A 22,264-nucleotide genomic window follows, 5' to 3' on the forward strand; every position below is an offset into this window, starting at 1 on the left:
AAAGGCCCTCGCGGCCGGTGGACGCGAAGGCCGATCGGAGTCCGACTCAGCCGGTCATCAACTCGTAGATCTCCTTGCACCGGGGGCAGACGGGTGATCCGGGTCTCGGCGTACGGGTCACCGGGAAGCGTTCGCCGCACAGTGCGATCACGAAGGTGCCCATGACGGCGCTCTCGGCGATCTTGTCCTTGCGGACGTAGTGGAACATCTCCGGGCCGTTGTCGGCGTCGGCATCCTTGACCTCGGGACGCTCAAGAACCTCGGTAGTCACGTCGTCTCCCACCTCCAGGCTGAGAGTTTGGCAGTTTGTGGCGTACGGGTCCAACGTCCGGCGCGACCCCCGCCCCGTACCGTGGTGATCATGGCAGAAACCGCAGGCCGTATCGGGCCGTTGCACTACGACATCCAGTACGGCGCCGAGGTGGCCGACGCCCGCCGGGACGGACGGGCCATCGTCGCCCTGGAAAGCACCATCATCGCACACGGCCTGCCGCGACCCGACAATCTGCGGGTCGCCCGCGAGATCGAGGCCGCAGTACGGGCAACCGGCGCGGTGCCGGCGACCATCGGCATGCTCGGCGGGCGGCTGGTGGTCGGGCTGGACGACGCCGAGCTCACCCGGCTGGCCGGCTCCGACACCGTCGCCAAGCTCTCCGCCCGGGACCTGGCGCTGGCCGCGGCGAGCGGCGTGGACGGGGCGACGACGGTCGCCGCCACCAGTGTGGTCGCGGCGGCGGCCGGGATCGGCGTGTTCGCCACCGGCGGGCTCGGCGGGGTGCACCGGGAGGCGGCGCAGACCTTCGACGAGTCGGCTGACCTGGTCACCCTGGCCGGTACGCCGATCACCGTGGTCTGCGCCGGGGTGAAATCGATCCTGGACGTGGCGGCCACCCTGGAGCGGCTGGAAACCCTCGGCGTGGCCGTCGCCGGCTACCGCAGCCGGCGGTTCCCCGGCTTCTTCGTCACCGACAGCGGCCACGACCTGCACTGGTCGCTCGACTCGCCGGAACACGTCGCCGAGGTGATCCGGGCCCGGCGTCGACACGGCTTCGGCGGGGGCGCGCTGGTGGTGGCGAATCCGCTGCCGCAGCAGGAGCAACTGGATCCGGGTCTGCACGACACCACGCTGGCCACCGGGCTGGCCCGGATGGCCGAGGCGGGCGTCACCGGCAAGGAGGTCACCCCGTTCCTGCTGGCGCACTTCCACTCGGCTACCGCCGGTGCCAGCCTGGCGGTGAACATCCGGATCATCCTGCGCAACGCCGACCTCGCCGGGCGGATTGCCGTGGCGGCGGCGGTGGCGGAGGCCGCCCACGCGGCGGAGTTCGTCGGCGCCGCAGAGCCGACCGGCACGGCGGGGTGACCGGCCGCAGGCTGACCGACGTCGGCCCGGCCACTGGTCGGCCGAGCCCGGGCCGGGTCCTGGTCGTCGGCGACCTGGTCACCGACGTGGTGGCTGTGCTCACCACACCGCTGGCGGCCGGCACGGACACGGCGGGCGGGATCCGGTTCACCGGCGGTGGCCAGGCCGCCAACACCGCAGCCTGGCTGGCCTCGCAGGGCGTACCAGTGACGTTGGTGGCGGCGGCGGGCGACGACGACCTCGGAGACATCCGGCTGGCCGAGCTGGCCGAGGCCGGGGTCGACCTGGCGGTACGGCGCTGCCCGGGCACAGCGACCGGCACGGTGATCGTGCTGGCCCACGGTGAGCAGCGGTCGATGGTCGCCGACCGAGGTGCCAACCTGTCGCTGCGAGCCGGTGACGTCGACGATGCCGTGGCGCTGTTTCCCGACGCGACACACCTGCACCTGTCCGGCTACCCGCTGCTGCACCCGCACAGCCGGGAGGCCGGCCGGCACGCGCTGGTCGCCGCCCGGTCGCACGGCATGTCGACCAGCGTCGACGCGGCGTCGGCGGCTCCGTTGCTGGACGCCGGACCGGCGAGGTTCCTCGACTGGGTACGCGGGACTGACCTGCTGCTGGCCAACCTCGACGAGGCCACGGCGCTGGGGCTGGCCGACGGACTGCCGACCCCGGCGCCGGTCCGGCGGCTCGTGGTCAAGCGGGGCTCCGGCGGAGCCGTCTGGCACGAACCGGCAACGGTGGTGTCGGCGGCGGCGACGACCGTGCCGGTGGTCGACCCCACCGGTGCCGGTGACGCCTTCGCCGCAGGGCTACTCGCCGCCTGGCTCGCCGGCGATGATCCGGTGACCGCACTGGCCGCCGCCGGACGGGCGGGCGCGACAGCGGTCGGGGTGATCGGTGCCCGGCCGGTTCGCCGCGGCGGGTCAGGGTTCGACGTCGATGACGCGGACCGGTGACGGCGTGGTCGGCACCGCGCCGACCTGCGGTGGGCCGCCCCGTGGAGTGTGCTGAAGCCACTGGTTGCGCATCCGGTGCCGGTCCTTCGGCGGCCGGTCGTTGGCGAGCAGCACGGCCAGCCACGGCACCAGGATCATCCCGACCGCGCAGATCGGCAGCCACAGCCAGAGCAACGGCGCCTCGCTGGTCACCAGGACCGCGCCGACGATCAGACAGATGCCCCGGATCGACATCATCAGCACATACCGACGTTGCCGGCCGCGCAGTTGGTCTCCCGGGCTAGGTTCGGCGTCGGTGATCACGGTCGGTTGCCCAGCAGTCCGTCGCACCGTGCCTCCTCGTGTCGCCTGCTGCCATCGTCGCACCTGCCGGCGTACGTCGCCCAACGCCCGGCCGCAGACGTGACCGATTACCGGCAAGTGGATGGCCCGCATACCGGCCGGCGAACGTGACCGGCGGGGCGCGGCTGATCAGCCCTTGGCCGCTCAGCCCTTGGCCGCCTTCGCAGCCGCCTTCATCTGCTGCTTGTGCTCCCGTACCCGGACCAGGGAGTCCTCGTCGACGATGTCGGCCACCGAGACGTGCACCCCGTCCCGACCGAACTCGCCGGCCGCCTCCCGCCAGCCTGTCGGCTGAACGCCGTACCGCTTGCCCAGCAGCGCCAGGAAAATCTGCGCCTTCTGCTTGCCGAAGCCGGGCAGCCCGCTGATCCGGGCCAGTGCGGTCGCCCCGTCCGGAGCCTCGGTCCAGATTCGGGCCGGGTCGTTGTCATACCGGTCGACGACGATCCGGCAGACCTGCTGCACCCGGGCAGCCATCGCCTTCGGGAACCGGTGCAGCGCCGGGCGCTGGGCGAAGACCGCGATCAGCTCCTCGGGGTCGTACTCGGCGATTTCGCGGGCGTCCGGCTGGTGCCCCAGCCGCAGACCCAGGTCGTACGGCGCGGAGAAGGCGCGCTCCAGCGGCACCTGCTGATCCAGGACCATCGCGACGACCAGCGCCAGTGGGCTGCGCCGCAGCAATTCGTTGGCGTCCGCGTCGATGGGCAGCGAAAGGCTCATCCGCGTATCCTGCCGGATCGGAGCAGATCGCCCGGCGACGACCCGCCCCGCCGGGCAGGATGGGCCAGGATTAGTCAGGTGACCGGGCAGGATGGCAACGTGACCGACGACATGACCAATTTCCCCGCGCTGCTCGACGCGGCCGGGATCGACCAGTTGCGGACCGCGCTGACCGCGGCCCGGTTCACCTCGACCGGGATCGCCGAGCGGTTGGGGCCGCAGGCCACCTCCGCAGTGGCCCGCAACGACCACCGGGAAGCGCTGCGGCGCACCGCCGACGGTGATCCGCTCGCCACCCTGATCCGCCTGTTCGTCTGCGCCCAGACCGAGCCGGCCGACACGGTCGCCGCCGCACTGGCGCCGCTGCCGCTGGCCGACGCGCTCGCCGCCGGGCTGGTGGAGCAGTCACCGGACGGACCCGGACTGCGGCAGGGCGTCGACCTGGAGCCGTACGGCGACGCCTGGTGGGTGATTTCGGACGTGCCGTCGCACCTGCGGGCGGGCCAGCCACTCGCCGCCGATCACGTCCTCGGCGTCGGGGGCTCGTCGACCACCCTGGCCGGTGCGGTGCACCGGCGGTCGGTCGGCGCGGCGCTGGATCTCGGCACCGGCTGCGGCGTACAGGCGCTGCACCTGGCTGGCCACGCCGACCGCGTCACCGCGACCGACCTGTCGGCCCGGGCGCTGCGGTTCGCCGCCACCACCGCCGCGCTCAACGGCCAACGGTGGGAACTGCTGCACGGTGACCTGACCGCGCCGGTCGCCGGTCGCCGGTTCGACCTCGTGGTCAGCAACCCGCCGTTCGTGGTCGGGCCGGGCACCGCCACCCACACCTACCGCGACTCGGGCCGGATCGGCGACGGAATCTGTGCCGAGCTCGCGGCCGCCGCCCCGGACCTGCTCACCGACGGCGGTACGATGCACTACCTGGCGAACTGGATGCACGTCGCCGGGGAGGACTGGACCGAACGGGTCGCGGGCTGGTTGGCCGGTACCGGGCTGGACGGCTGGGTGATCCAGCGGGAGGTGGCCGACCCGGTCTCCTACGTCAATCTCTGGCTGGCCGACGCCAGCGAGGGCCCGGACGCGCACCGGGCGGCCGCCTGGCTCGACTGGTTCGACGCGCAGAAGGTCGAGGCAGTCGGCTTCGGCCTGGTCACCCTGCGCCGCAGCGGACACGCCGACCCGGTGGTCCGGGTCGAGGAGCTGCGCCAGCAGGTGGCACCGCCGCTGGGCGACCGGGTCGACGAGTGGTTCACCCGGCAGGACTGGCTGCGCGCCCGTGATGCCTCCGGTCTGCTCGACGCCCGCTACCGGACCGCCGACGGGCTGCGGCTGCAGCAGGAGGCCGGCATCGGCGACGATGGCTGGGCGGTCGACCGGCAGACCGTCACGTTGACCGGTGGGCTGCGCTGGACCGAGGAGATCGATCCGCTGGTGCTGGCGGTGGTCGGCGGGTGCGACGGCCGGTTGCCGATGCGCGAGCAGTTGTCGCTGCTGGCGCTCGCGCACGACGTACCCGAGCAGGAGCTCGCCGACGCCGCCGTGCCGGTCCTGGCCCGGCTGGTCGAACGCGGCATCCTGCTGCCGGAGTAACCGGCGGCGGGTGTGACCGGCTGACCGGCTGACCGGTCTGGCAGGCTGGCCGGTATGCGGGCGGTGGTACAGACGGTCGGTCGGGCCTCGGTGACGGTCGACGGCGAGGTGGTCGCGGCGATCGGCCCCGGCCTGCTGGTGCTGCTCGGGGTGACCCACACCGACACGGGCTCGACCGCCGCCGAGATGGCCCGCAAGGTCTACGAGCTGCGGATCTTCCCGCCGGACCCGGCCGGCGAAGGCTCCGCCGAGCGCTCTGCCGCGCAGCTGGCCGCGCCGGTCCTGGTGGTCAGCCAGTTCACCTTGTACGGCGACGCGCGCCGGGGACGACGGCCGAGCTGGTCCGCCGCCGCCCCGGCGGAGCTGGCCGAGCCGCTGGTCACGGCGGTGGTCGAGGCGCTGGCCGCGCGCGGCGCGACGGTACGCACCGGACGGTTCCGGGCGCACATGCAGGTGGAGAGCGTCAACATCGGACCGCAGACCATCCTTCTGGAACTGTGACGTCACTGTCAGCAACCGCCAAGCGGTGTGCAGCAACGGTCAGGTCCCGAATTCATGCCACCTGGCCCCCGGCTAACCGTGACTTCACGCCCTACCCGGCAAGCTGGTTGTCACCAGCGGCACTCCGCTGCTGGCTCACCACTTGTCGACGCGGGGAGGCGACTGAGAGTGGTCACGCGTACCATCGAAGACGACATCGACACCACCGTCCAGGTCACCACCGACGGTCAGCACGACCTTGACGCCACCGACGACCGCGGCGCTTCGGCCGATCTGGTCCGCGCATACCTGAACGGGATCGGACGCACCAAGCTGCTCACCGCCGTACAGGAGGTGCTGCTGGCCAAGCGGATCGAGGCCGGGCTGTTCGCCGAGGAGAAGCTCGCCGGGCCCGACCGGCTGTCCGCGCAGTTGCGCGCCGACCTGGACGTCGTCGCCGCCGAGGGCCGCGCCGCCAAGGACCACCTGCTGGAGGCGAACCTGCGGCTGGTGGTCAGCATCGCGAAGCGGTACACCGGTCGGGGGATGGCCTTCCTCGACCTGATCCAGGAGGGCAACCTCGGCCTGATCCGGGCCGTCGAGAAGTTCGACTACGCCAAGGGCTACAAGTTCTCCACCTACGCCACCTGGTGGATCCGCCAGGCCATCACCCGTGCCATGGCCGACCAGGCCCGCACCATTCGGATCCCGGTACACATGGTCGAGCAGGTCAACCGGATGGTACGGGCTCGCCGTGACCTGTCGGCGACGCTGGGGCGGGAGCCGACGATCGGCGACATCGCCGCCGCCATGTCGGTGCCCGAATTCCAGGTGATCGAGCTCATCTCCTACGACCGGGAGCCGGTCAGCCTGGACCAGACCGTCGGCGAGGACGGCGAGAGCGCCCTCGGCGACTTCGTCGCCGCCGTCGACCCGCGCGAGCAGGGCGGGGAATCCGCGTCCGAGGGCAAGCTGCGCAACGAGGTGGAGATCGTCCTGTCCACCTTGTCCCAGCGGGAGCAGGCGGTGATCCGGCTGCGGTTCGGGCTGGACGACGGCCGGCAGCGCACCCTCGACGAGGTGGGCCGGGAGTTCGGCCTGTCCCGGGAGCGGATCCGACAGATCGAGAAGGTCACGCTGCTCAAGTTGCGGCATCCGTCGCGGGCGCAGCGGCTGGAGACGTACGCCGGCTGACCGGGGGGACAGCCGGCGCATCGGGGGCGGCGGCCGGTCGGAGCAGGGGCTCCGACCGGCCGCGCGACGTCAAGACGGTCACCGCCGGCGCGGCCGTCTGGTGCGGTCACAGCCGGCGCGGGCCGGTGTCCGGGCGGGCGTCCGGCGGACCGGCCACGACGCTGGCGTGCAGCACCGCCAGCCCGTCCGGCCGGGCCAGCACCGGGTTGAGCCGTAACCGGTGAACCTGCGGCTGTTCGTCGGCGAGCCGCCCCACCCGTAGCAGCAGATCGACCAGGGCGGCCCGGTCCACTGGGCCGGCTCCCCGATAGCCGGACAGCAGCGGTGCCGCCCGAGGTTCGTCGACCAGCCCGGCCGCGTCCCGGTCGGTCAGCGGCGCGGCCCGCCAGGCCCGGTCACCCAGCAGATCGGTCGCTACGCCGCCCAGCCCGAAACCGACCACCGGGCCGAAGGTGGGGTCGGTGGTCGACTCGACCACGCAGGCAACGCCGGGTGGCACCATCCGTTGGATCAGCACCTGCGCGCCGAACTGGGCCGCGACGTCACGGTACGCCCGTTCCACCGCGTCCACGTTGGCCAGATCGAGCCGTACCGCGCCGAGGTCCAACCGGTGTCGCAGTCCGTCCGCGGCGGCCTTGAGCACGACCGGCAGGCCCAGCCGCAGCGCGGCGGCCACCGCCTGGTCGACCGAGGCGGCCGGGATCGAGTCGACCACCTCGATGCCGTACCCGGCGAGCAGCCCGACCGGGTCGGCCGGGTCGACGGTCAGCGCGGCACCGGCCACAGCCGGGTCGATCCCGGCCAGGTCCGGCACCGTACCGGGCGGCTCGCGCAGCCAGTCGGCGTAGTCGGCGACCCGGGCCAGCGCCCGGACCGACTCCTCCACCGACGGGTAGGTCGGCACTCCGGCCGGCGGCTGGCCGACCAGCAGCGTCGCGACCGTCGGCTTGTCACCGGCGAGTGCGACGCTGGCCAACGCCGAGGTGAAGTCGGCGTCCTCGTCCGCCAACTGGTTGGGCAACGGCGGCGCGAACACCACCACCAGGGCGTCCACGGCGGCATCGACGGCAGCGTCGGCGAGCGCGTCGGCGAACTCGTGCGCGCCGGCTTCGGGCGCAACGGTACGTGGGTAGTCGGCCGCCACGGTGAGCCGCTGCGCCCGGCAGGCCGCCGCAGCCAGCATGGTCAACGCCGACGAGTTGCCGACCACGGCCACCCGCCGGCCCACCGGCAGCGGCTGATTGGCCAGCAGGGTACCGACGTCGAACATCTCCGCGACCGTGTCGACCCGGATCACCCCGGACCGGGCGAACAGCCGGGTCACCGCGGCGGCGTCCGGGCCCAGCTCGACGGGTGCCACCGGGCCGGCGCCGGGGGCCAACGCCACCACCGGCTTGGTGCGCCCGATCCGGCGGGTCAGCCGGGCAAACTTGCGGGGATTGCCGAACGTCTCCAGGTACAGCAGGATCACGTCGGTGCCGGGGTCGTCCTGCCAGTACTGCAGCAGGTCGTTGCCGGAGACGTCGGCCCGGTTGCCGGCCGACACGAACGTCGACAACCCGAGCCCACGCCGGTCCGCCTCGGCGAGCAACGCCACGCCGAGCGCACCGGACTGGCTGAAAAAGCCGACCCGGCCGGCCGGCGGAAGCTGCGGCGCCAGCGTCGCGTTGAGCCGGATCCGAGGGTCGGTGTTGGCCACGCCGAGACAGTTCGGTCCGACCACCCGCAGCCCGGCCACGTGCGCCGTACGGATCAGTTCCCGCTGGGCGGCGGCGCCGGCCGGGCCGGACTCGGCGAAGCCGGCCGAGATGACCACGACGCCGTGGGCGCCGGCGGCGGCGGCATCGGCGACCACGGCCGGCACCGCGTCCGGCGCCACCGCGACGACCGCCAGGTCGACCGGGTTGCCGGCGTCGGCCGCCCGACGGTGAGCGGGCAGCCCGCCGATGCGGTCCACCGCCGGATGTACCGGGACCACGTCCCCGGTGAACCCGCCGTCGCGCAGATGGCCGAGGACGGCCGCGCCGACCCCCTGGCCGGTGGCGCTGGCGCCGTAGACGGCGACTCCCCGCGGGGTCAGCAGCCGGGCGATCGACCGGGCCTCGGCGCTGTGTTCCCGGCTCCACTGCACCTGCAGGGACGCCTCCGTCGGGGCGATCGGAAAGCTCAGGTGGACCACGCCGTCGGCGTACCGGCGGCGGACCTGGAAGCCGGCGTCGGCGAAGACCCGCAGCATCGGCGCGTTGACCGGCAGCACCTCGGCGACGAACGAGGTGACGCCCTCGGATCGGGCGGCGGCGGCGAGATGCTCCAACAGCACCGAACCGACGCCCCGGCCCTGGTGGGTGTCCTCGACGACGAAGGCGACCTCGGCTTCGGCTGAGCCCGGACCCATCCGGTCGTAGCGGCCGACCGCGAAGATCCGGTCACCGGAGACCACCACGAACGCCTCCCGGTCGTGGTGGTCGACGTTGACGAAGCGCGCCAGGTCGCGGTCGGGGATCCGCGGGTACGGGGAGAAGTACCGCAGGTAGCGGGTGCGGTCGGAGAACCGGGCGTGCATCGCGACGATCGCGTCGGCGTCGTCCGGGCGGATTTGCCGCAGGTGGACGGTGGTGCCGTCGCGCAGCAGCACGTCAGCCGATCGGTCCATGGTCAGTCCCGGGGGTCGTGCGGATCGAGTCCGTGCAGGGGGAAGACGGCCCGGCGGGTCGCCATGATCGCCCGGTCGATCGGGTCCGGGTCACCGGCCGGCTGCCACGGCTGGAAGTTCAGGTCGGCCTCGTCGGTCATCCGCAGCGGGACCTGTCGGCCGGGGCAGCGGGCGGCGGCCAGCTCCCGCCACCGGGGTGGGGTCAGCGTGGCCAGGTCGATCGGCGCGCCGGTGGCGATCGCCAGCAGATGGGTCCAGGCCCGGGGCACCACCTCGACCAGCGCGTACCCGCCGCCACCGGTGGCGACCCAGCGGCCGCCGCAGTGCTCATCGGCGAGGGCCCGCAGCGCCAGGTACGCGGCCCGCTGACCGTCGACGCTGAGCCCCAGGTCGGCCAGCGGGTCGAGCCGGTGCGCGTCCGCCCCGCACTGGGTGACGAGCAGCTGCGGCCGGAAGGCCCGCAGCAGCGACGGCACCACGGCGTGGAACGCGCGCAGCCAGCCCCGGTCGGCGGTGCCGGACGGCAGCGCGACGTTCACCGCACTGCCCTGCGCGCCGGGGCCGCCCACCTCGTCGGGGAATCCGGTGCCGGGGAACAGCGCCAGCGGCGTTTCGTGCAGGCTGACGGTGAGCACCCGCGGGTCGTCGTAGAAGATCTCCTGCACCCCGTCGCCGTGATGCACGTCGATATCAACGTACGCGATGCGTTCGGCGCCGAGGTCCAGCAGCCGGGCGATCGCCACTGCCGGGTCGTTGTAGACGCAGAACCCGGCGGCCCGGCCGGGCATCGCGTGGTGCAGCCCGCCCGAGACATTGACCGCCCGCCGTACGTCGCCGCGCCAGACCGCCTCGGCGGCAGCCATCGTGGCACCGGCGACCAGCGCGCTGGCGTCGTGCATCCCGGCAAACGTCGGATTGTCGGGGGTGCCGAGGCCGTACCCGGAGAAGAACGGGTCGTCGTGCGCGACCCGGACGGCGTCGAGGTAGTCAGCCCGGTGCACCCGGGTGAGCGCCACGTCGTCGGCCGGCTCCGGGGCGCCCAGCCGCACCCCGGGGCGGTCCAGCAGGCCGTACTCGCGGGCCAACGCGATCGTCAGCTCGACCCGTACCGGGTCCAGCGGATGGTCACCGAGGTCGTACGCCAGCAGGCGCTCGTCCCAGACCACCAGCGTCGCGTCGGTACCGCCCGCCGCCCGTGCCTGGTCCGTCCCGTCCGACATCTGCCTCGTCCCGTCCGACATCTGGCCATCGTCGCACGCACCTGCCGACCCCGTGCCCGCGTGCCCGGCCGCCCGGCCCGGCCAGTCAGCCCGGCAGGCAGCGGACCCCGGGTCAGCCCGGCCGGCAGCAGACCGGGTCAGCCGGGGTCCGCGCCGGTGGCGACCGGTCGGGCCGGGTCGGTGATCCACTCGCTCCACGATCCGGGATACAGCGCCGCATCGGTGCGGCCAACGCGGTGCAGGGCGAGCACCGTGTGCGCGGCGGTCACCCCCGACCCGCAGTACGCCGCGACCGGGTCCTGCGGGCGCAGCCCGGCACCGGTGAACCGGTCCCGCAGCATCCCGGCGTCGCGCAGCAGCCCGGCATCGTCGAGGTGCAGCGTGGTCGGCAGGTTGACCGCGCCGGGGATGTGCCCGGCCACCGGGTCGACCGGCTCATGCTCGCCCCGGTACCGGGCGTCGACGCGGACGTCGATCAGCAGCCCACCCTGCCGGGGTAGCCGGCCGGCGGCGGCGGCGTCGAGCACCGGCATACCTCCCGGGCGTACGGTCACGTCGCCGGGCGGCGGTGCCGGCACGTCGGCGGTGACCGGTCGGCCGGCCGCCAGCCAGGCGGGGTAGCCGCCATCAAGCATCCAGGTCGGCCGGTGCCCGGCCCAGCGCAGCGTCCACCAGGCGCGGGCGGCGGCGAGACCGTCGCCACCGTCGTAGACGACGACCGGCCACCCGGCGCGCACCCCGGCTCGGCGCAACGTCCGCTGCAGCGGTGCCGGGTCGGGCAGCGGGTGCCGGCCACCGGCGCCCGGTGGGCCGCACAGGTCGGCGTCCAGGTCGACGAAGACCGCGCCGGGCAGGTGGGCGGCGACGTAGTCGTCGCGGCCCGGCGGGCCGACGAGCCGCCAGCGCACGTCCAGCAGGGTCGGCGGTCGCCCACCGGCCAGCGCGGCGGCGAGTTCGGTGACGGCGACGGTAGGGTCTGCGGTATCGAACACCATCCCAGTCAACACCATGCGGGGCTACTCCTGTCCCTTGCCGATCGTCCGTTCCGGCTGGTTATCGGTGCTGCAAGGTAGGATTGAACACTGGAGGGCAGCTGACCGTGAATGATCTTGTCGATACCACAGAGATGTATTTGCGCACCATACTTGAGCTCGAGGAAGAGTCGGTGCCGCCGCTGCGTGCCAGGATCGCCGAGCGGCTGCACCAGAGCGGCCCCACCGTCAGCCAGACGGTCGCCCGGATGGAGCGCGACGGGCTGCTCACCATCGAGGACGACCGAAACTTACGACTCACCGAGCTGGGCCGGGCCCAAGCGGTCTCGGTGATGCGTAAGCACCGGCTCGCCGAGCTGCTGCTGGTCAACGTCATCGGCATGCCCTACGAGGAGGCCCACGAGGAGGCCTGCCGTTGGGAGCACGTGATGAGCGACGCGGTCGAGAAGAAGGTCTACGACCTGCTCAACCGGCCGACCCGGTCGCCGTACGGCAACCCGATCCCCGGCCTGGACGCGCTGGGTGACGGACCGACAAAGCTGACCAATCCGGACATCGGCCCGGACACCGAGCGCAATCTGGCGTTCCCCGGCCTGACCGGCACGGTCGTGGTCCGCCGGATCTGCGAGAGCGTGCAGACCAACGCCGACGTGCTCCGCCAGTTGCACGCCGCCGGGGTGGACCCAGGGGCGACGGTCACCGTCGCGCAGGAACGCGACGGGGTGACCATCGACCGGTCCGGCGACAAGATCCACCTGCCGCGCGAGGTCGCGTCCCGGGTGTTCGTCGCGGCCGCCGACCACGGTCGGTCGCTGGCCGGCGCGGCCGCCTGAGCAACCGGCGCTCCGCCGGTCGGCGCGACCGCCCTGGGCGCGACCCGGCCGGCGGTGCCCCGGCACGGCCGGCCGGTCACTTCTTGCGGTTGTCGTGCACCACCCGGGCCAGCTCGACCATCTTGGGCGCCAGTTCCACGGCGGACAGTTCGTCGTCACCGGGGGCGAACGTCCAGCGCAGGCTGATCAGTTTCGGGTCCCCGGTGATCCAGTTGACCTCCAGCGCCGCCCCGTACCCAGTGTCGGGGTCCGGCTTGACCGGGATCCAGTAGGCGGCCTTGCCGAGATCCTTGATCTCCTTGGCACCGACCGGGGCGACGTCGTCGGCGAAGACCGACGCGCTCGCCCTGGTGTCCGAGATGGAGACCATCAGGTCCGGCAGTGGCTCCTCGGCCGGCCGCAGCACGCACGACTGCGTCTTGTCGTGCTTGTTGGCCGCCGCCACCTCGAACCGGAACCCGACGGTCTGCTCGACCACGTCGAAGTCGAACACCCGGCATGCCCCGCCGGACTCGGCAGCCGGCGGACGGGGCACCTCCGGGTACGGCTCGACCGGGCTCGGCGACGGACTGGCCTGGGCCGGATCGTCCGGGGCGGGGTTCTCGGTGGCCACCGCCCGGTCGGAGCAGCCGGCGGCGAACAGCAGCAGGATCAGCCCGGCGCCGGACAGGCGCAACCGAACGCCCACAGTGACCTCCCACGGTCAGGCCGGCCGAAAAAGGCGGATTGTTCGTCGCACACCGTACGGGTTCCGCCGCCGCCGCGAAAGCCCGCCACCCGCACCGACCGCGCCGCGTAGGAATTCCCCGGAATCACCCCAGATACGGGCAGTGCCGGCAACCCTGGCCACAGCAGGTGCCCCGGTGGGCCAGGAACGCCGCGGTCAGCACGAACAGCCCGGTGCCCGGATCCAGGTAACCGGCCTCGCCGGCGTCGAGCGCTGCCGCGTGTGCGGCCAGCACCGCCGCCCGGTGCGGGTGGTCGGCCGGCAGCCGCGCCAAATGCGGTTCAGTGAGCGGGCGGTCCGCCAGCGGCAGACGCCGCCCCCGCTGCCGTGCCATGCCGGTGACCTTACGCAGGCCGCCGGTGTGGTAACACTCGTGGGTCCCACCCGCACCCGCCTGACCGAATGGACCGCCGATGACCGCGTACGCCCTGCTGATCCACCCGTCGGCGAACCGGGTGTACGCCGAGTCGGCGGTCGGGCTGGCCGCCGCTGAGCTGACCGTCTTCGGCGACAGAGCTCTCGACGGCCGGCTCGCCGACATCACGATCACCACGATCGGCGGGCTGCCGTACGTCACCTTCACCGGTGTCGATCTGACCGACCGGGACCTGTCCGTGCTGGCCAACCTGTCCGCCCGGTACGCGTTCTTCGCCCGCGACGGCGACCTGCTGCGGCCACTGGAGGTGACCGGCCGGGACCGCTTCGACAGCGACCTGATCACCATCCCGAAGTACGCCGGCAAGACCAATGAGCAGTTCACCAGACTGCTGTTGAACGTGACCGCGCTGGCCACGACCGACCGGGCCGGTGCCGCTGGGACCGGCGGGACCAGCGGGACCGCCGTTACCGTCGGAGCGGCGGCCGGGCCGCTCGGCCCGGACTCGCCGCCGCTGCGGGTCCTCGATCCGATGTGCGGCCGGGGCACCACGCTCAACCAGGCGATGATGTACGGCTGGCACGCCGCCGGGGTGGAGATCGACGGCAAGGACTTCGAGGTGTACGCCAACTTCATCCGTACCTGGTTGAAGCACAAGCGGCTCAAGCACTCGGCCGAGATCACCCCGGTGCGGCGCAACCGGGCCGTACTGGGCCGACGGCTGGCGGTCACCCTGGCGGCCAGCAAGGACGACCACCGGGCCGGGCGAATCGTCGACCTGACGATGGTGCACGCGGACACCCGCCGCAGCCGGCAGGTGTTCCGGGCCGGCAGCTTCGACGCGATCGTCACCGACGCGCCGTACGGGGTGCAGCACGGCACCCGCGGTCAAGCGGGCCGGTTGACCCGCGATCCGTTGGGTCTGCTGGCTGAGGCGTTGCCGGAGTGGGTGGCCCTGCTGCGCCCCGGCGGGGCGCTCGGTATCTCCTGGAACACCCTGGTCGCCGCCCGCGACGATCTGGCCGCGCTGCTGGTCAAGGCGGGCCTGGAAGTGGCCGACGGTCCGGGGTACGGCGGCTTCGCCCATCGGGTCGACCAGGCGATCGTCCGGGACCTGATCGTGGCCCAAAGAGCCTGACAAACGCAGATTACTGACACGATCGACAGTTCGTCAAAAACGGACAACACGATCGACAATGTGACCAGCATCACACTTTGATATTGACCGATCTCTTCATTGCTCCGCCACTCCTTGATACTTTCTGAATAGCGCATGCCGGCAAGCAGATACGCGCACCACAGGAATCACCATCCGACAATGTGTCGGCTCAGCAGAACACCGTATATCCAGCATCCGATGCCAGTGCCACAAAAACGTCGACCGGTGACCCACGGGGGGATTATCGTGACCTTCGAGCTGTGGAATCCCACTACCTACGATGCACTGCGGCGTCAACTCATCCCGTCGTTCGACCTGTTGTACGACAGCGCGTCCAGCGCGGTACAGATGTCGGTGCCGGGCCACGCACGGATCCTGGATCTGGGCGCAGGGACCGGGCTGCTCAGCGCAGCGCTGATCGCCCGCATCCCCGAAGCAACGATCACTCTCGTAGACCATTCCGAGCGGATGCTCGCACAGGCAAAACAACGGTTCAACAGTGCTCATCAAGTCAGTTTTTCCGTTCAGGGACTGATGGATCCGCTGCCGATAGGACCATACGACGCAGTTGTTTCCGGCCTAGCTATCCACCACCTCGAGCATCACGAAAAACAAACGCTGTTCGGTCGCCTACCCGGCATTTTGCGGCCGGGTGGGATCTTCGTCAACGTCGAGCAGGTCCTCGCGCCCACACCGCGACTGGAGCAGATGTACGACCGGCAGCACGAAGACCACGTACACGCCGCCGGAACGCCTGCCGACGAATGGGCGGCCGGCCGCGAACGGATGAAGCACGACATCTGCATCGACGTCGAAACTCAACTCGGCTGGCTCCGCGCCGCCGGCTTCGACACCGTGGACTGTCTGACCAAGGACTGGCGATTCGCCACCTACGCCGGGTGGCTGGCGTCGTGACCGCTGCCGGGCTCTACCAGGCCGTCCGCGAGGTGGCCAGCCGTCGACCCGAGGCCGTGGCGGTACGCACCACCGGCGGCGCGTTTGTGACGTACCGCGAACTCGTCGAGACGACCGACCGGGTCGCCGCCGGCCTCCCCGCGCACGGCGTCGCGGCTGGCGACACCGTCGCCGTGGTGCTGCGCAACAGCATCGGGTACGTCTGCCTGATCCTGGCGGTGGCCCGGCTCGGTGCCCGCTACGTACCGCTGATGGCGAACTTCGACGACGCCGGGGTGCGGACCGCTCTCGACCGGGCACGCCCCGCCCTGCTGGTCACCGACGGGCACCGCCGGATCCCCGCCGACGGCCCGGCCACTGTCGACCTCGACACGCTGACCGCCCCGACGCCCCGGCCAGAGCCCACCGCGCAGCCCACCGCGGACTCCACCGCCTCGGCGGCCACCGCCATCTTTCGGCTACTGTGGACCTCCGGTTCGACTGGCTTCCCGAAGATGATGGCCTGGCGGCAGGACCGCTTCGTCGCCGAACGGCGCCGCTGGCTGGCCGACACCGGGATCCGTCCCGACGACGTCTTCTTCTGCCGTCACACCCTCGACGTGGCACACGCCACCGACCTGCACGTGTTCGCGGCACTGCTGTCCGGCGCGCAACTGGTGCTCGCCGACCCGCACGCGCCGACCGGCACGCTGCTGACCCAACTAGCCGCCCACCAGGCGACCGTGACCAGCGCCCTGCCGCAGCACTACGCCGACCTGGTCGCCGCCGCCCGGCGCCAGGGCCGGTTCCCGCTGCCGGCGCTGCGCCGCCCGCTGTGCGGTGGTGCCTATCTCAGCCCGACGATCGTCCGGGACGCCGCCGACGTGCTCGGCGTACACATCCGGCAGATCTACGGCTCGACCGAGTTCGGCCTGGCGCTGGGCAACATGGACGACGTACCGCAGACCGGCACCGCCATGGTCCCGGTCCGTGGGGTCGGCACCCGGCTGGAACCCTTCATGCCCGGCCACCCCGACGTCGGGGAGCTGGTCCTCTACTCGGACTGCACCAGCGAGGGGTACGTCAACGCGCCGCAAGCCAACGCCCGTACCTTCCGCCGGCCCGAGTTCTGGACCGGGGACGTTGCCGAACGCACCCCACGGGGCGGCTACCGAATCCTGGGCCGGGTGTCCGAGACGCTGGCCACCCGGGACGGGCCGATGCTGGCACCGGTGCTCGACGAGCAACTCGCCACGGCCGAGGCAGTGGCACAGGCCGTCAGTCTGGCCGTGCACCCCGGCGACTACCGCGACGCGGTCGCCGTGGCCGTCGCCCCGGCAGACGGGCACTCCGACGACGAGGCCGTCAAGGCCGTCGAGGAACTGCTCGCCCGGCACGGGCTGACCGGATCGGTGCACCTCGTCGCCGCGATGCCCCGTACCCCGGTCGGCAAGATCGACAAACCGTTGCTCCGCACCCGGCTCGGGCTGGCGGGGGGCAGCCGATGACCCGGCACCCGGACCGCGGTCACGGACCGGCCCTGGTCACGCGCGGACACGGACCGACCCTGGTCATGGTGCCCGGGCTGGCCGCCACTGCCGGGTTCTTCGCCGAGGCGGTGGCCCGGCTCGCCACCCGGCACCGGGTGGTCGTCGTCGAACTGCCCGGACACGGCGACAACGCCACCGCCGACCGACCGGCCAACCTCACCCGCGCCGCCGAGGACCTGCACACCACCATCGAGAAGCTCGACCTGACCGACGTCACCCTGCTGGGCTGGTCGCTCGGCGCGACCGTGGCCTACGGCTACCTGGAGCAGTTCGGGGTTGCGCGGATCCGGGCCCTGGTGTCGGTCGAGCAGACCCCACGGCTGCTGCGTGACGACGACTGGCCGTACGCGGCCTTCGGCAACCTCGACGCCGCCGGGGCCGACGCCGTCCTGGCCAGCGTGACCGGCGACTACCCCGTCTTCGCCGCCGGGCTGATCCGCGGCTCGTTCGCCGCCGGCACCGAGCCCGACCCGGCGACGCTGGCCGGCCTCATCGACCAGACCCGCCGGTGCGACCCGGACGCCGTACGGGCGCTGCTCGCCGAGGCGCTCACCGTGGACTGGCGCGAGCGACTGCGCCGGATCAGCGTACCGACCCTGCTCGTCCACGGAGCGCACAGCCAGGTCTACCCCGGCGACGTCGGCGAGTGGCTGCGCTCGGCGATACCGGCGTCCCGGCTGGAGGTGTTCACCGGCAGCGGCCATCTGCCGTTCGTCGAGGAACCTGACCGGTTCGCGGACCTCGTGTCGACCTTCGTCGACCACCCGGTGGCCACCTGAGCCATCCGCCCGGGACCCAGCCGACGCGGACCCACCGGCCGAGGACCCGCACCACACCGCAAGGGAGAGGGCATTGACCGATCGCACGGCCGCGCCCAGTACGGCGCGGCGCCTCAGCTGGATCTACCCCGACCGGGGCACCGCCTGGCTACGGCAGGCCGAGCAGGACGCGGTCTGGGGGCCGTACCAGGAAATCGCCGCCGACCTGGGCCTTGAGTTCACGGTGAACAAGCCCGAGGAGGTCGCGGTCGACGCGACCGACCCGGGCCAGCCCAGAGTCTGGCTCAACGGTGCGCCGGTCACCCCGGCCGACACCATCTTCGTCACCTCGCTTTACTCCCTGCCGCACCAGACCCAGGACGTGTGCAACCAGGTGTTCCTGTTCACCATCCTGGACCGGCTCGGCTTCTACCTGCCGATCCCACCAGCACTGTCCTACATCGGCGAGGACAAGCTGGCCAGCGTGGTGCACCTGGCCGGCAGTCCGATCCCGCTGCTGCCGACGATCCGGGTGGGCAGTGGTCGAGAGGCGATGGTCGGCCGCAGCGACGCCGCGCTCGCCGCGCTGCCGTTCCCGTTGATCGTCAAACCCGCCTACTGGGGCATGGGCCTGGGCATCTCGGTGGTGCACAACATGAACGACCTGAAAGGTCTTATCGGACTCGCCGGTGGCTCGGACACCGCGCTGGTCGCCCAGCCCTACCTCAAGGTGGTACGCGAACAGCGGGTGTACGTCGTCGACGGGCAGGCACACACCGTGCTGTACGGCTACAAGGACGGCTACTGCCTGGCCGTCACCAAGGCCAGCGGCGGCCGACACGAACGCGGCTACTCCGCTCTGCCGCCGGAGCTCGCCGACACCGTCGCCTACGTCGCCGAACGGCTGCCCACGCCGTACTTCACGCTGGACTTCCTCTTCGACGGCGAGCGGCACTGGGTATCGGAGATCGAACTCGACGGCGCGGTCGCGTTCAACGGCATTCCCGAGCAGGACGCCGCCGCCCGGGCGATCGTGCGGGCCCGGTTCGAGGCGTACCTCGCCGGATTCGCCCGGTGGCACGCCGCCGGTGACGACCAGTCGCGCCGGCGGCCGGGGTGATCGGCGCGGTGCCCTGGGACGCGCTGCGCGACCAGGCCCGACGCAACGCCGCCGCCGGTGCCCCGGCCGTGCCGGACACCGCCGCCGGACTCGCAGACCTGCCGGTCACCGGACCGGACGAAATCTTCGCCGTCTCGCACGCGGTGACCCGACGGACCGGTGCGCTGCTGCTGTCCAGCGGCGGCACCACCGGGCAGCCGAAGCTCACCTATGTGGCGTACCACCAGGCCCTCGACCGGCTGCTGCGGCAGTGGCGACCGCTGGTCGGCGGTGACCTCCTGCTCAACCTGTTCACCCCCGGCCGGCTATGGGCGTCGCACTACTACATGCAGGAGCTGGCCGGACGCTGCGGCGCCGACGTGGCACCGTTCGGTCCGATCACCCCGGAGGAGGTCGACGGCTGGCTGCCGACCCTGCGTCGGCTCGGCGGCAACGCGGTAGCCGGCACCCCGACGGCCCTGGCCGACCTGGCCCGGGGCGTACTCGACGCGGGCGCGGCCACCCCGATCGAGAAGATCATCTGGATGGCCGAGCCGTGGACCGAGGAGAAGGCGACCATCGTGCGGAAGGCGTTCCCGCAGGTCCAGCTCTGGGGCAACTACGGCTCGGTCGAAACGTACGTCATCGCCACGAACACCCCGGCCTGCGACCCCTCGGTGCTGCACCTGATGCCCGACCAGGTGCTCGAGCTCGACGACGCCGGCGCCCTGCTGTCCAGAGTTGGTGACGGCTGGACGGTGCCGACTGTGCGGTACCGGCTCGGCGACCGGGTCGCTGCGGCGGCCTGCGGCTGCGGCCGACCGGACGCGCTGCGGGTGCTGGGCCGCGCCGACGACGCGATCAAGCTGCACGGCGCGCTGGTCGGCATCGGTACGGTGCTGGACATCGTCCGCGCCGCACCAGGAGTACGCGACGCACAGCTGCTGCTGCGGCGGCGGGCCGCCGGCGAGCGCCACTCGGTCAGCGCGGTGACCGTGGACTACACCGGAGACGCCGACCCGGCGGCGGTACGCACCCGGCTGCTGCACCAGTTCTACGACCTGGGCGTCATCGTCCAGCACCATCCCACAGCGGTCGCCGTCGAGCAGGTGCCGCGGCTGCGCCGGGTGGACCGCACCAACAAGATCCCGCCGATGATCTGGCTGGAACCGAGCGAATGACGACCGTGAGCGAGCCGAAGCTGCTGGCGAAACTGCGCGGCAACCCGTGGGCGGTGCTGGCCGTCCTGTCGCTGGCGTACTTCCTCACCCAGCTCGACGTGGCGGTGCTCGCCGTCGCGGTGCCGAGCATCATGGCCGATCTCGACGCGTCCGCCGACCAGGTGGTGTGGTCGCTGAGCGCCTACATCTTCCTGCTGGCGATGGCCCTGATCACCGCCGGCCGGCTCGGTGACCTCTACGGTCGGCGGCGGATCTTCCTGCTCGGGGTCGCCGTCTTCACCGTCGCCAGTGTCGCGGCGGGCCTGGCGCAGGGGCCCGGCCAGCTGATCGCCGCCCGCGCGGTCCAGGGCCTCGGCGCGGCGCTACTCACCCCGCAGACCCTCGCCCTGCTGATGGAGGCCTTTCCCCCGGACCGCCGGGGCACGGCGTTCGGCATCCGGGGCGCGGTCGGCGGGATCGCCGCGATCAGCGGACCGGCTGCCGGCGGGGTGCTGGTCAGCAGCCTCGACTGGCGGTGGATCTTCTGGCTGAACCTACCGCTCGGGTTGCTGATGCTCGTAGTCGGCCGGCTGGTGCTACCCGAGGTCGCGCAACGCGTCCGCCGCCGGCTCGACGTGCCCGGTGTGGTGCTGGCCTCAGCGGCGTTGTTCTGCCTGGCGTTCGGCATCAGCCAGGGCGAACGGTACGGCTGGAACGCCGGCATCTGGGCGACGCTCGGCGGGTCCGGGCTGTTCGTGGCGGCCTTCCTCACGCAGCAGCGCCGCCGTCAGGACCGGGAGCCGCTGGTGCCGTTCGCGCTGTTCCGGCGACGCAACTTCCCGCTGATGAACGGCTTCTCGCTGACCACCTCCGGCACCGTCATCGGCCTGGTGCTGGTGCTGTCGCTGTACTTCCAGCAGGCGCTCGGTCTCGACGCGTGGGCCGCCGGGCTGATGATCGTGCCGGCGTCGCTGTTCTCCACCCTGCTGGACCCGGTGGCCGGCAGACTCGCCGACCGGGTCCAGGGACGCTACCTGCTGCTGGTCGGCGCGGTGGCCACCGTCGCCGGCATGGCGTGGGCGGCGATCGAGATGCGCGACGGTGCGACGTGGACGGCGTTCGTCGCACCGATGTGCGTCATCGGCGTCGGCAACGCGTTCCTGTTCACCCCGCTGGCGGTGGTCGCGTTGTCCGATGTCGAGCAGCAGCAGGCCGGCGCCGCGTCCGGGGTGCTGATCACCTCGTTGCAGATCGGTTCGATGCTGGGTGCCGCCGCCGTCGGCACCCTGCTGCACAGTCAGATCGGCGAGGTCACCGTCGGGGCGGCCCGCGCGGCGATGCTGCTGCTGGTCGGGGTGGCCGTGCTGGGCGGTATCGCCTGCCTGGCGGCCGGCCCGAACCTGACCAGGACGACATCGCAACCGTGACGGTGGTCGTCGCCGGCCTGACCGTGGCCCACTGACTTCGCCACCGGCGTGACGCCTCGGCGCGCAGATCCCAGGTAATCTATCCGCAGCGCGACGTGAGCCGTCAAACGTGCACCACCACGACCCGCTGCGCCTTCGGCCGGTCCAGCTCCTCGACGAGGCGGTTCATGTCGTCCGGGTCGCTGGTCAGCAGCACGACGAGACGCGGCATCTCCAAAGCGGTAACGGCAACCACCGCGTCGGTGGCACAACGGTGCCCCGACAGCCCGGTCGCTCCGAGAAGTTCGCCTGCCCGCCTGCCGATCTGCGGGCTCACCGGCTGCACCACGATCCTCGACAGCACCCTGTGGAGGCGGGCATCACGCGGCCCACCTCGAAGGACCTCCGTCAGCGTGACAGCACTCGCCACGACCCTGGCGCCGCGTTCCCGGGCCGCCTCCAGGAAGGCCCTCGACTTGTTGTCGCCCTGTGAGAGCTTTACCAGGCCTTCGCTGTCGAGTACCAGCGTGCCACCTGTTCCTACCGCCCGTCTGGCCATGACGCCCTCGCCTCGTCCAACGCGTCAGGTGGCACAGGTCCGTGCTCCGAGCGGAGGAGATCCGAAAGCTCCCCGATGAGATCCAAAAGCTGTCGAGCAACCGCTTCGGTCACGTACTGGCTGAACTCCCCGTTACCTTTTTGATCGTCCCCAGCCGGGGACGGCTCGGTCGCCCGGCTCGGTATGACTGAATGCCCCTGTCGTACGCATGATCCGGGGGGTGT

22 protein-coding genes are annotated in these 22,264 nt (G+C 72.0%); 13 read left to right on the forward strand and 9 right to left on the reverse strand.

Going from position 1 to position 22,264, the window contains the following annotated elements; translation table 11 throughout:
* Nucleotides 1-46: 46 nt before the first annotated feature.
* The gene (locus ACFHWU_RS14925; RefSeq protein ID WP_416555739.1) at nt 47-271 is read right to left on the reverse strand and encodes a DUF3039 domain-containing protein; all 225 of its coding nucleotides are present in this window, start codon (nt 269-271) and stop codon (nt 47-49) included.
* 90 nt (nt 272-361) lie between these two features.
* On the opposite strand from ACFHWU_RS14925, the gene ACFHWU_RS14930 reads away from it, so the two are divergent.
* Nucleotides 362-1,363 carry a pseudouridine-5'-phosphate glycosidase gene (locus ACFHWU_RS14930; RefSeq protein WP_416555740.1) on the forward strand — a complete coding sequence of 334 codons (1,002 nt, stop codon included), beginning with the start codon at nt 362-364 and terminating at the stop codon, nt 1,361-1,363.
* Nucleotides 1,360-2,322, forward strand: a complete 963-nt coding sequence (locus tag ACFHWU_RS14935) for a carbohydrate kinase family protein (RefSeq protein WP_416568399.1) — start codon at nt 1,360-1,362, stop codon at nt 2,320-2,322. The genes ACFHWU_RS14930 and ACFHWU_RS14935 overlap by 4 nt, the downstream gene beginning before the upstream one ends.
* On the opposite strand, the gene ACFHWU_RS14940 is transcribed toward ACFHWU_RS14935, so the two are convergent.
* The gene (locus tag ACFHWU_RS14940) at nt 2,290-2,652 is read right to left on the reverse strand and encodes a DUF3099 domain-containing protein (RefSeq protein WP_416555742.1); all 363 of its coding nucleotides are present in this window, start codon (nt 2,650-2,652) and stop codon (nt 2,290-2,292) included. The two genes, ACFHWU_RS14935 and ACFHWU_RS14940, sit on opposite strands and share 33 nt — an antisense overlap.
* 156 nt (nt 2,653-2,808) lie before the next feature.
* Nucleotides 2,809-3,384 carry an HhH-GPD-type base excision DNA repair protein gene (locus ACFHWU_RS14945; protein ID WP_416555743.1) on the reverse strand — a complete coding sequence of 192 codons (576 nt, stop codon included), beginning with the start codon at nt 3,382-3,384 and terminating at the stop codon, nt 2,809-2,811.
* A 111-nt stretch (nt 3,385-3,495) separates the two neighbouring features.
* On the opposite strand from ACFHWU_RS14945, the gene ACFHWU_RS14950 reads away from it, so the two are divergent.
* From ACFHWU_RS14950 to sigB, 3 genes are all read left to right on the forward strand, one after another.
* Nucleotides 3,496-4,980 (forward strand): methyltransferase, encoded by a 1,485-nt coding sequence (locus ACFHWU_RS14950; RefSeq protein ID WP_416590824.1) that lies wholly within the window; start codon nt 3,496-3,498, stop codon nt 4,978-4,980.
* 54 nt (nt 4,981-5,034) lie between these two features.
* Nucleotides 5,035-5,481, forward strand: a complete 447-nt coding sequence (gene dtd / locus ACFHWU_RS14955; RefSeq protein WP_416555744.1) for a D-aminoacyl-tRNA deacylase — start codon at nt 5,035-5,037, stop codon at nt 5,479-5,481.
* Between the two features lie 195 nt (nt 5,482-5,676).
* The gene (gene sigB / locus ACFHWU_RS14960; RefSeq protein ID WP_416568411.1) at nt 5,677-6,654 is read left to right on the forward strand and encodes an RNA polymerase sigma factor SigB; all 978 of its coding nucleotides are present in this window, start codon (nt 5,677-5,679) and stop codon (nt 6,652-6,654) included.
* Nucleotides 6,655-6,760: 106 nt separating this feature from the next.
* Here the strand turns inward: sigB and ACFHWU_RS14965 are convergent, their stop codons facing one another.
* The 3 genes from ACFHWU_RS14965 to ACFHWU_RS14975 all read right to left on the reverse strand — a co-directional run bounded on the left by ACFHWU_RS14965 (nt 6,761) and on the right by ACFHWU_RS14975 (nt 11,519).
* A complete protein-coding gene (locus ACFHWU_RS14965) occupies nt 6,761-9,307 on the reverse strand; it encodes a GNAT family N-acetyltransferase (RefSeq protein WP_416555745.1) in 2,547 nt (848 codons plus the stop codon).
* A 2-nt stretch (nt 9,308-9,309) separates the two neighbouring features.
* Nucleotides 9,310-10,527, reverse strand: coding sequence for an acetoin utilization protein AcuC (locus ACFHWU_RS14970; protein WP_416590812.1), 1,218 nt, complete (start codon nt 10,525-10,527; stop codon nt 9,310-9,312).
* Nucleotides 10,528-10,664: 137 nt separating this feature from the next.
* The gene (locus ACFHWU_RS14975; protein ID WP_416590825.1) at nt 10,665-11,519 is read right to left on the reverse strand and encodes a sulfurtransferase; all 855 of its coding nucleotides are present in this window, start codon (nt 11,517-11,519) and stop codon (nt 10,665-10,667) included.
* A 107-nt stretch (nt 11,520-11,626) separates the two neighbouring features.
* Here ACFHWU_RS14975 and ACFHWU_RS14980 point away from each other — a divergent pair, with 107 nt between their 5' ends.
* A complete protein-coding gene (locus ACFHWU_RS14980) occupies nt 11,627-12,352 on the forward strand; it encodes a metal-dependent transcriptional regulator (RefSeq protein ID WP_416555748.1) in 726 nt (241 codons plus the stop codon).
* Between the two features lie 76 nt (nt 12,353-12,428).
* On the opposite strand, the gene ACFHWU_RS14985 is transcribed toward ACFHWU_RS14980, so the two are convergent.
* Nucleotides 12,429-13,040, reverse strand: a complete 612-nt coding sequence (locus ACFHWU_RS14985; protein ID WP_416555749.1) for a hypothetical protein — start codon at nt 13,038-13,040, stop codon at nt 12,429-12,431.
* Nucleotides 13,041-13,164: 124 nt separating this feature from the next.
* Nucleotides 13,165-13,413: a DUF5522 domain-containing protein gene (locus ACFHWU_RS14990; protein ID WP_416555750.1), complete on the reverse strand. Its 249-nt coding sequence runs from the start codon at nt 13,411-13,413 to the stop codon at nt 13,165-13,167.
* A 79-nt stretch (nt 13,414-13,492) separates the two neighbouring features.
* Here ACFHWU_RS14990 and ACFHWU_RS14995 point away from each other — a divergent pair, with 79 nt between their 5' ends.
* The 7 genes from ACFHWU_RS14995 (at nt 13,493) to ACFHWU_RS15025 (ending at nt 21,502) form a co-directional block, all read left to right on the forward strand.
* Entirely contained in the window at nt 13,493-14,593 is a 1,101-nt protein-coding gene (locus ACFHWU_RS14995) for a TRM11 family SAM-dependent methyltransferase (protein WP_416590813.1), read from the forward strand.
* A gap of 267 nt (nt 14,594-14,860) precedes the next feature.
* Nucleotides 14,861-15,529 (forward strand): class I SAM-dependent methyltransferase, encoded by a 669-nt coding sequence (locus tag ACFHWU_RS15000; protein WP_416590814.1) that lies wholly within the window; start codon nt 14,861-14,863, stop codon nt 15,527-15,529.
* Entirely contained in the window at nt 15,526-17,016 is a 1,491-nt protein-coding gene (locus tag ACFHWU_RS15005; RefSeq protein WP_416590815.1) for a class I adenylate-forming enzyme family protein, read from the forward strand. Before ACFHWU_RS15000 ends, ACFHWU_RS15005 begins: the two co-directional genes overlap by 4 nt.
* A complete protein-coding gene (locus ACFHWU_RS15010) occupies nt 17,013-17,837 on the forward strand; it encodes an alpha/beta fold hydrolase (protein WP_416555754.1) in 825 nt (274 codons plus the stop codon). Before ACFHWU_RS15005 ends, ACFHWU_RS15010 begins: the two co-directional genes overlap by 4 nt.
* A 73-nt stretch (nt 17,838-17,910) precedes the next feature.
* Entirely contained in the window at nt 17,911-18,936 is a 1,026-nt protein-coding gene (locus ACFHWU_RS15015) for an ATP-grasp domain-containing protein (protein WP_416555755.1), read from the forward strand.
* Nucleotides 18,933-20,096 carry an AMP-binding protein gene (locus ACFHWU_RS15020; RefSeq protein WP_416590817.1) on the forward strand — a complete coding sequence of 388 codons (1,164 nt, stop codon included), beginning with the start codon at nt 18,933-18,935 and terminating at the stop codon, nt 20,094-20,096. Before ACFHWU_RS15015 ends, ACFHWU_RS15020 begins: the two co-directional genes overlap by 4 nt.
* Nucleotides 20,097-20,101: 5 nt before the next feature.
* Nucleotides 20,102-21,502, forward strand: coding sequence for a DHA2 family efflux MFS transporter permease subunit (locus tag ACFHWU_RS15025; RefSeq protein ID WP_416590818.1), 1,401 nt, complete (start codon nt 20,102-20,104; stop codon nt 21,500-21,502).
* Between the two features lie 103 nt (nt 21,503-21,605).
* Here ACFHWU_RS15025 and ACFHWU_RS15030 read toward each other — a convergent pair whose 3' ends face one another.
* Complete coding sequence (locus ACFHWU_RS15030; protein WP_416590819.1) at nt 21,606-22,040, reverse strand: type II toxin-antitoxin system VapC family toxin; 435 nt, start codon at nt 22,038-22,040, stop codon at nt 21,606-21,608.
* Nucleotides 22,041-22,264 lie beyond the last annotated feature (224 nt).

The sequence above is a fragment of the Micromonospora sp. LOL_015 genome, assembly GCF_048060275.1.
In the GTDB taxonomy this organism is placed as follows: Bacteria; Actinomycetota; Actinomycetes; order Mycobacteriales; family Micromonosporaceae; genus Micromonospora_E.

Coding starts and splice junctions, on each gene's coding strand:
- ACFHWU_RS14930 (WP_416555740.1), top strand. CDS start 362: ATGGCAGAAACCGCAGGCCGTATCGGGCCGTTGCACTACGACATCCAG.
- ACFHWU_RS14945 (WP_416555743.1), bottom strand. CDS start 3,384: ATGAGCCTTTCGCTGCCCATCGACGCGGACGCCAACGAATTGCTGCGG.
- ACFHWU_RS14950 (WP_416590824.1), top strand. CDS start 3,496: ATGACCAATTTCCCCGCGCTGCTCGACGCGGCCGGGATCGACCAGTTG.
- dtd (WP_416555744.1), top strand. CDS start 5,035: ATGCGGGCGGTGGTACAGACGGTCGGTCGGGCCTCGGTGACGGTCGAC.
- ACFHWU_RS14965 (WP_416555745.1), bottom strand. CDS start 9,307: ATGGACCGATCGGCTGACGTGCTGCTGCGCGACGGCACCACCGTCCAC.
- ACFHWU_RS14970 (WP_416590812.1), bottom strand. CDS start 10,527: ATGTCGGACGGGACGGACCAGGCACGGGCGGCGGGCGGTACCGACGCG.
- ACFHWU_RS14990 (WP_416555750.1), bottom strand. CDS start 13,413: ATGGCACGGCAGCGGGGGCGGCGTCTGCCGCTGGCGGACCGCCCGCTC.
- ACFHWU_RS14995 (WP_416590813.1), top strand. CDS start 13,493: ATGACCGCGTACGCCCTGCTGATCCACCCGTCGGCGAACCGGGTGTAC.
- ACFHWU_RS15010 (WP_416555754.1), top strand. CDS start 17,013: ATGACCCGGCACCCGGACCGCGGTCACGGACCGGCCCTGGTCACGCGC.
- ACFHWU_RS15030 (WP_416590819.1), bottom strand. CDS start 22,040: ATGGCCAGACGGGCGGTAGGAACAGGTGGCACGCTGGTACTCGACAGC.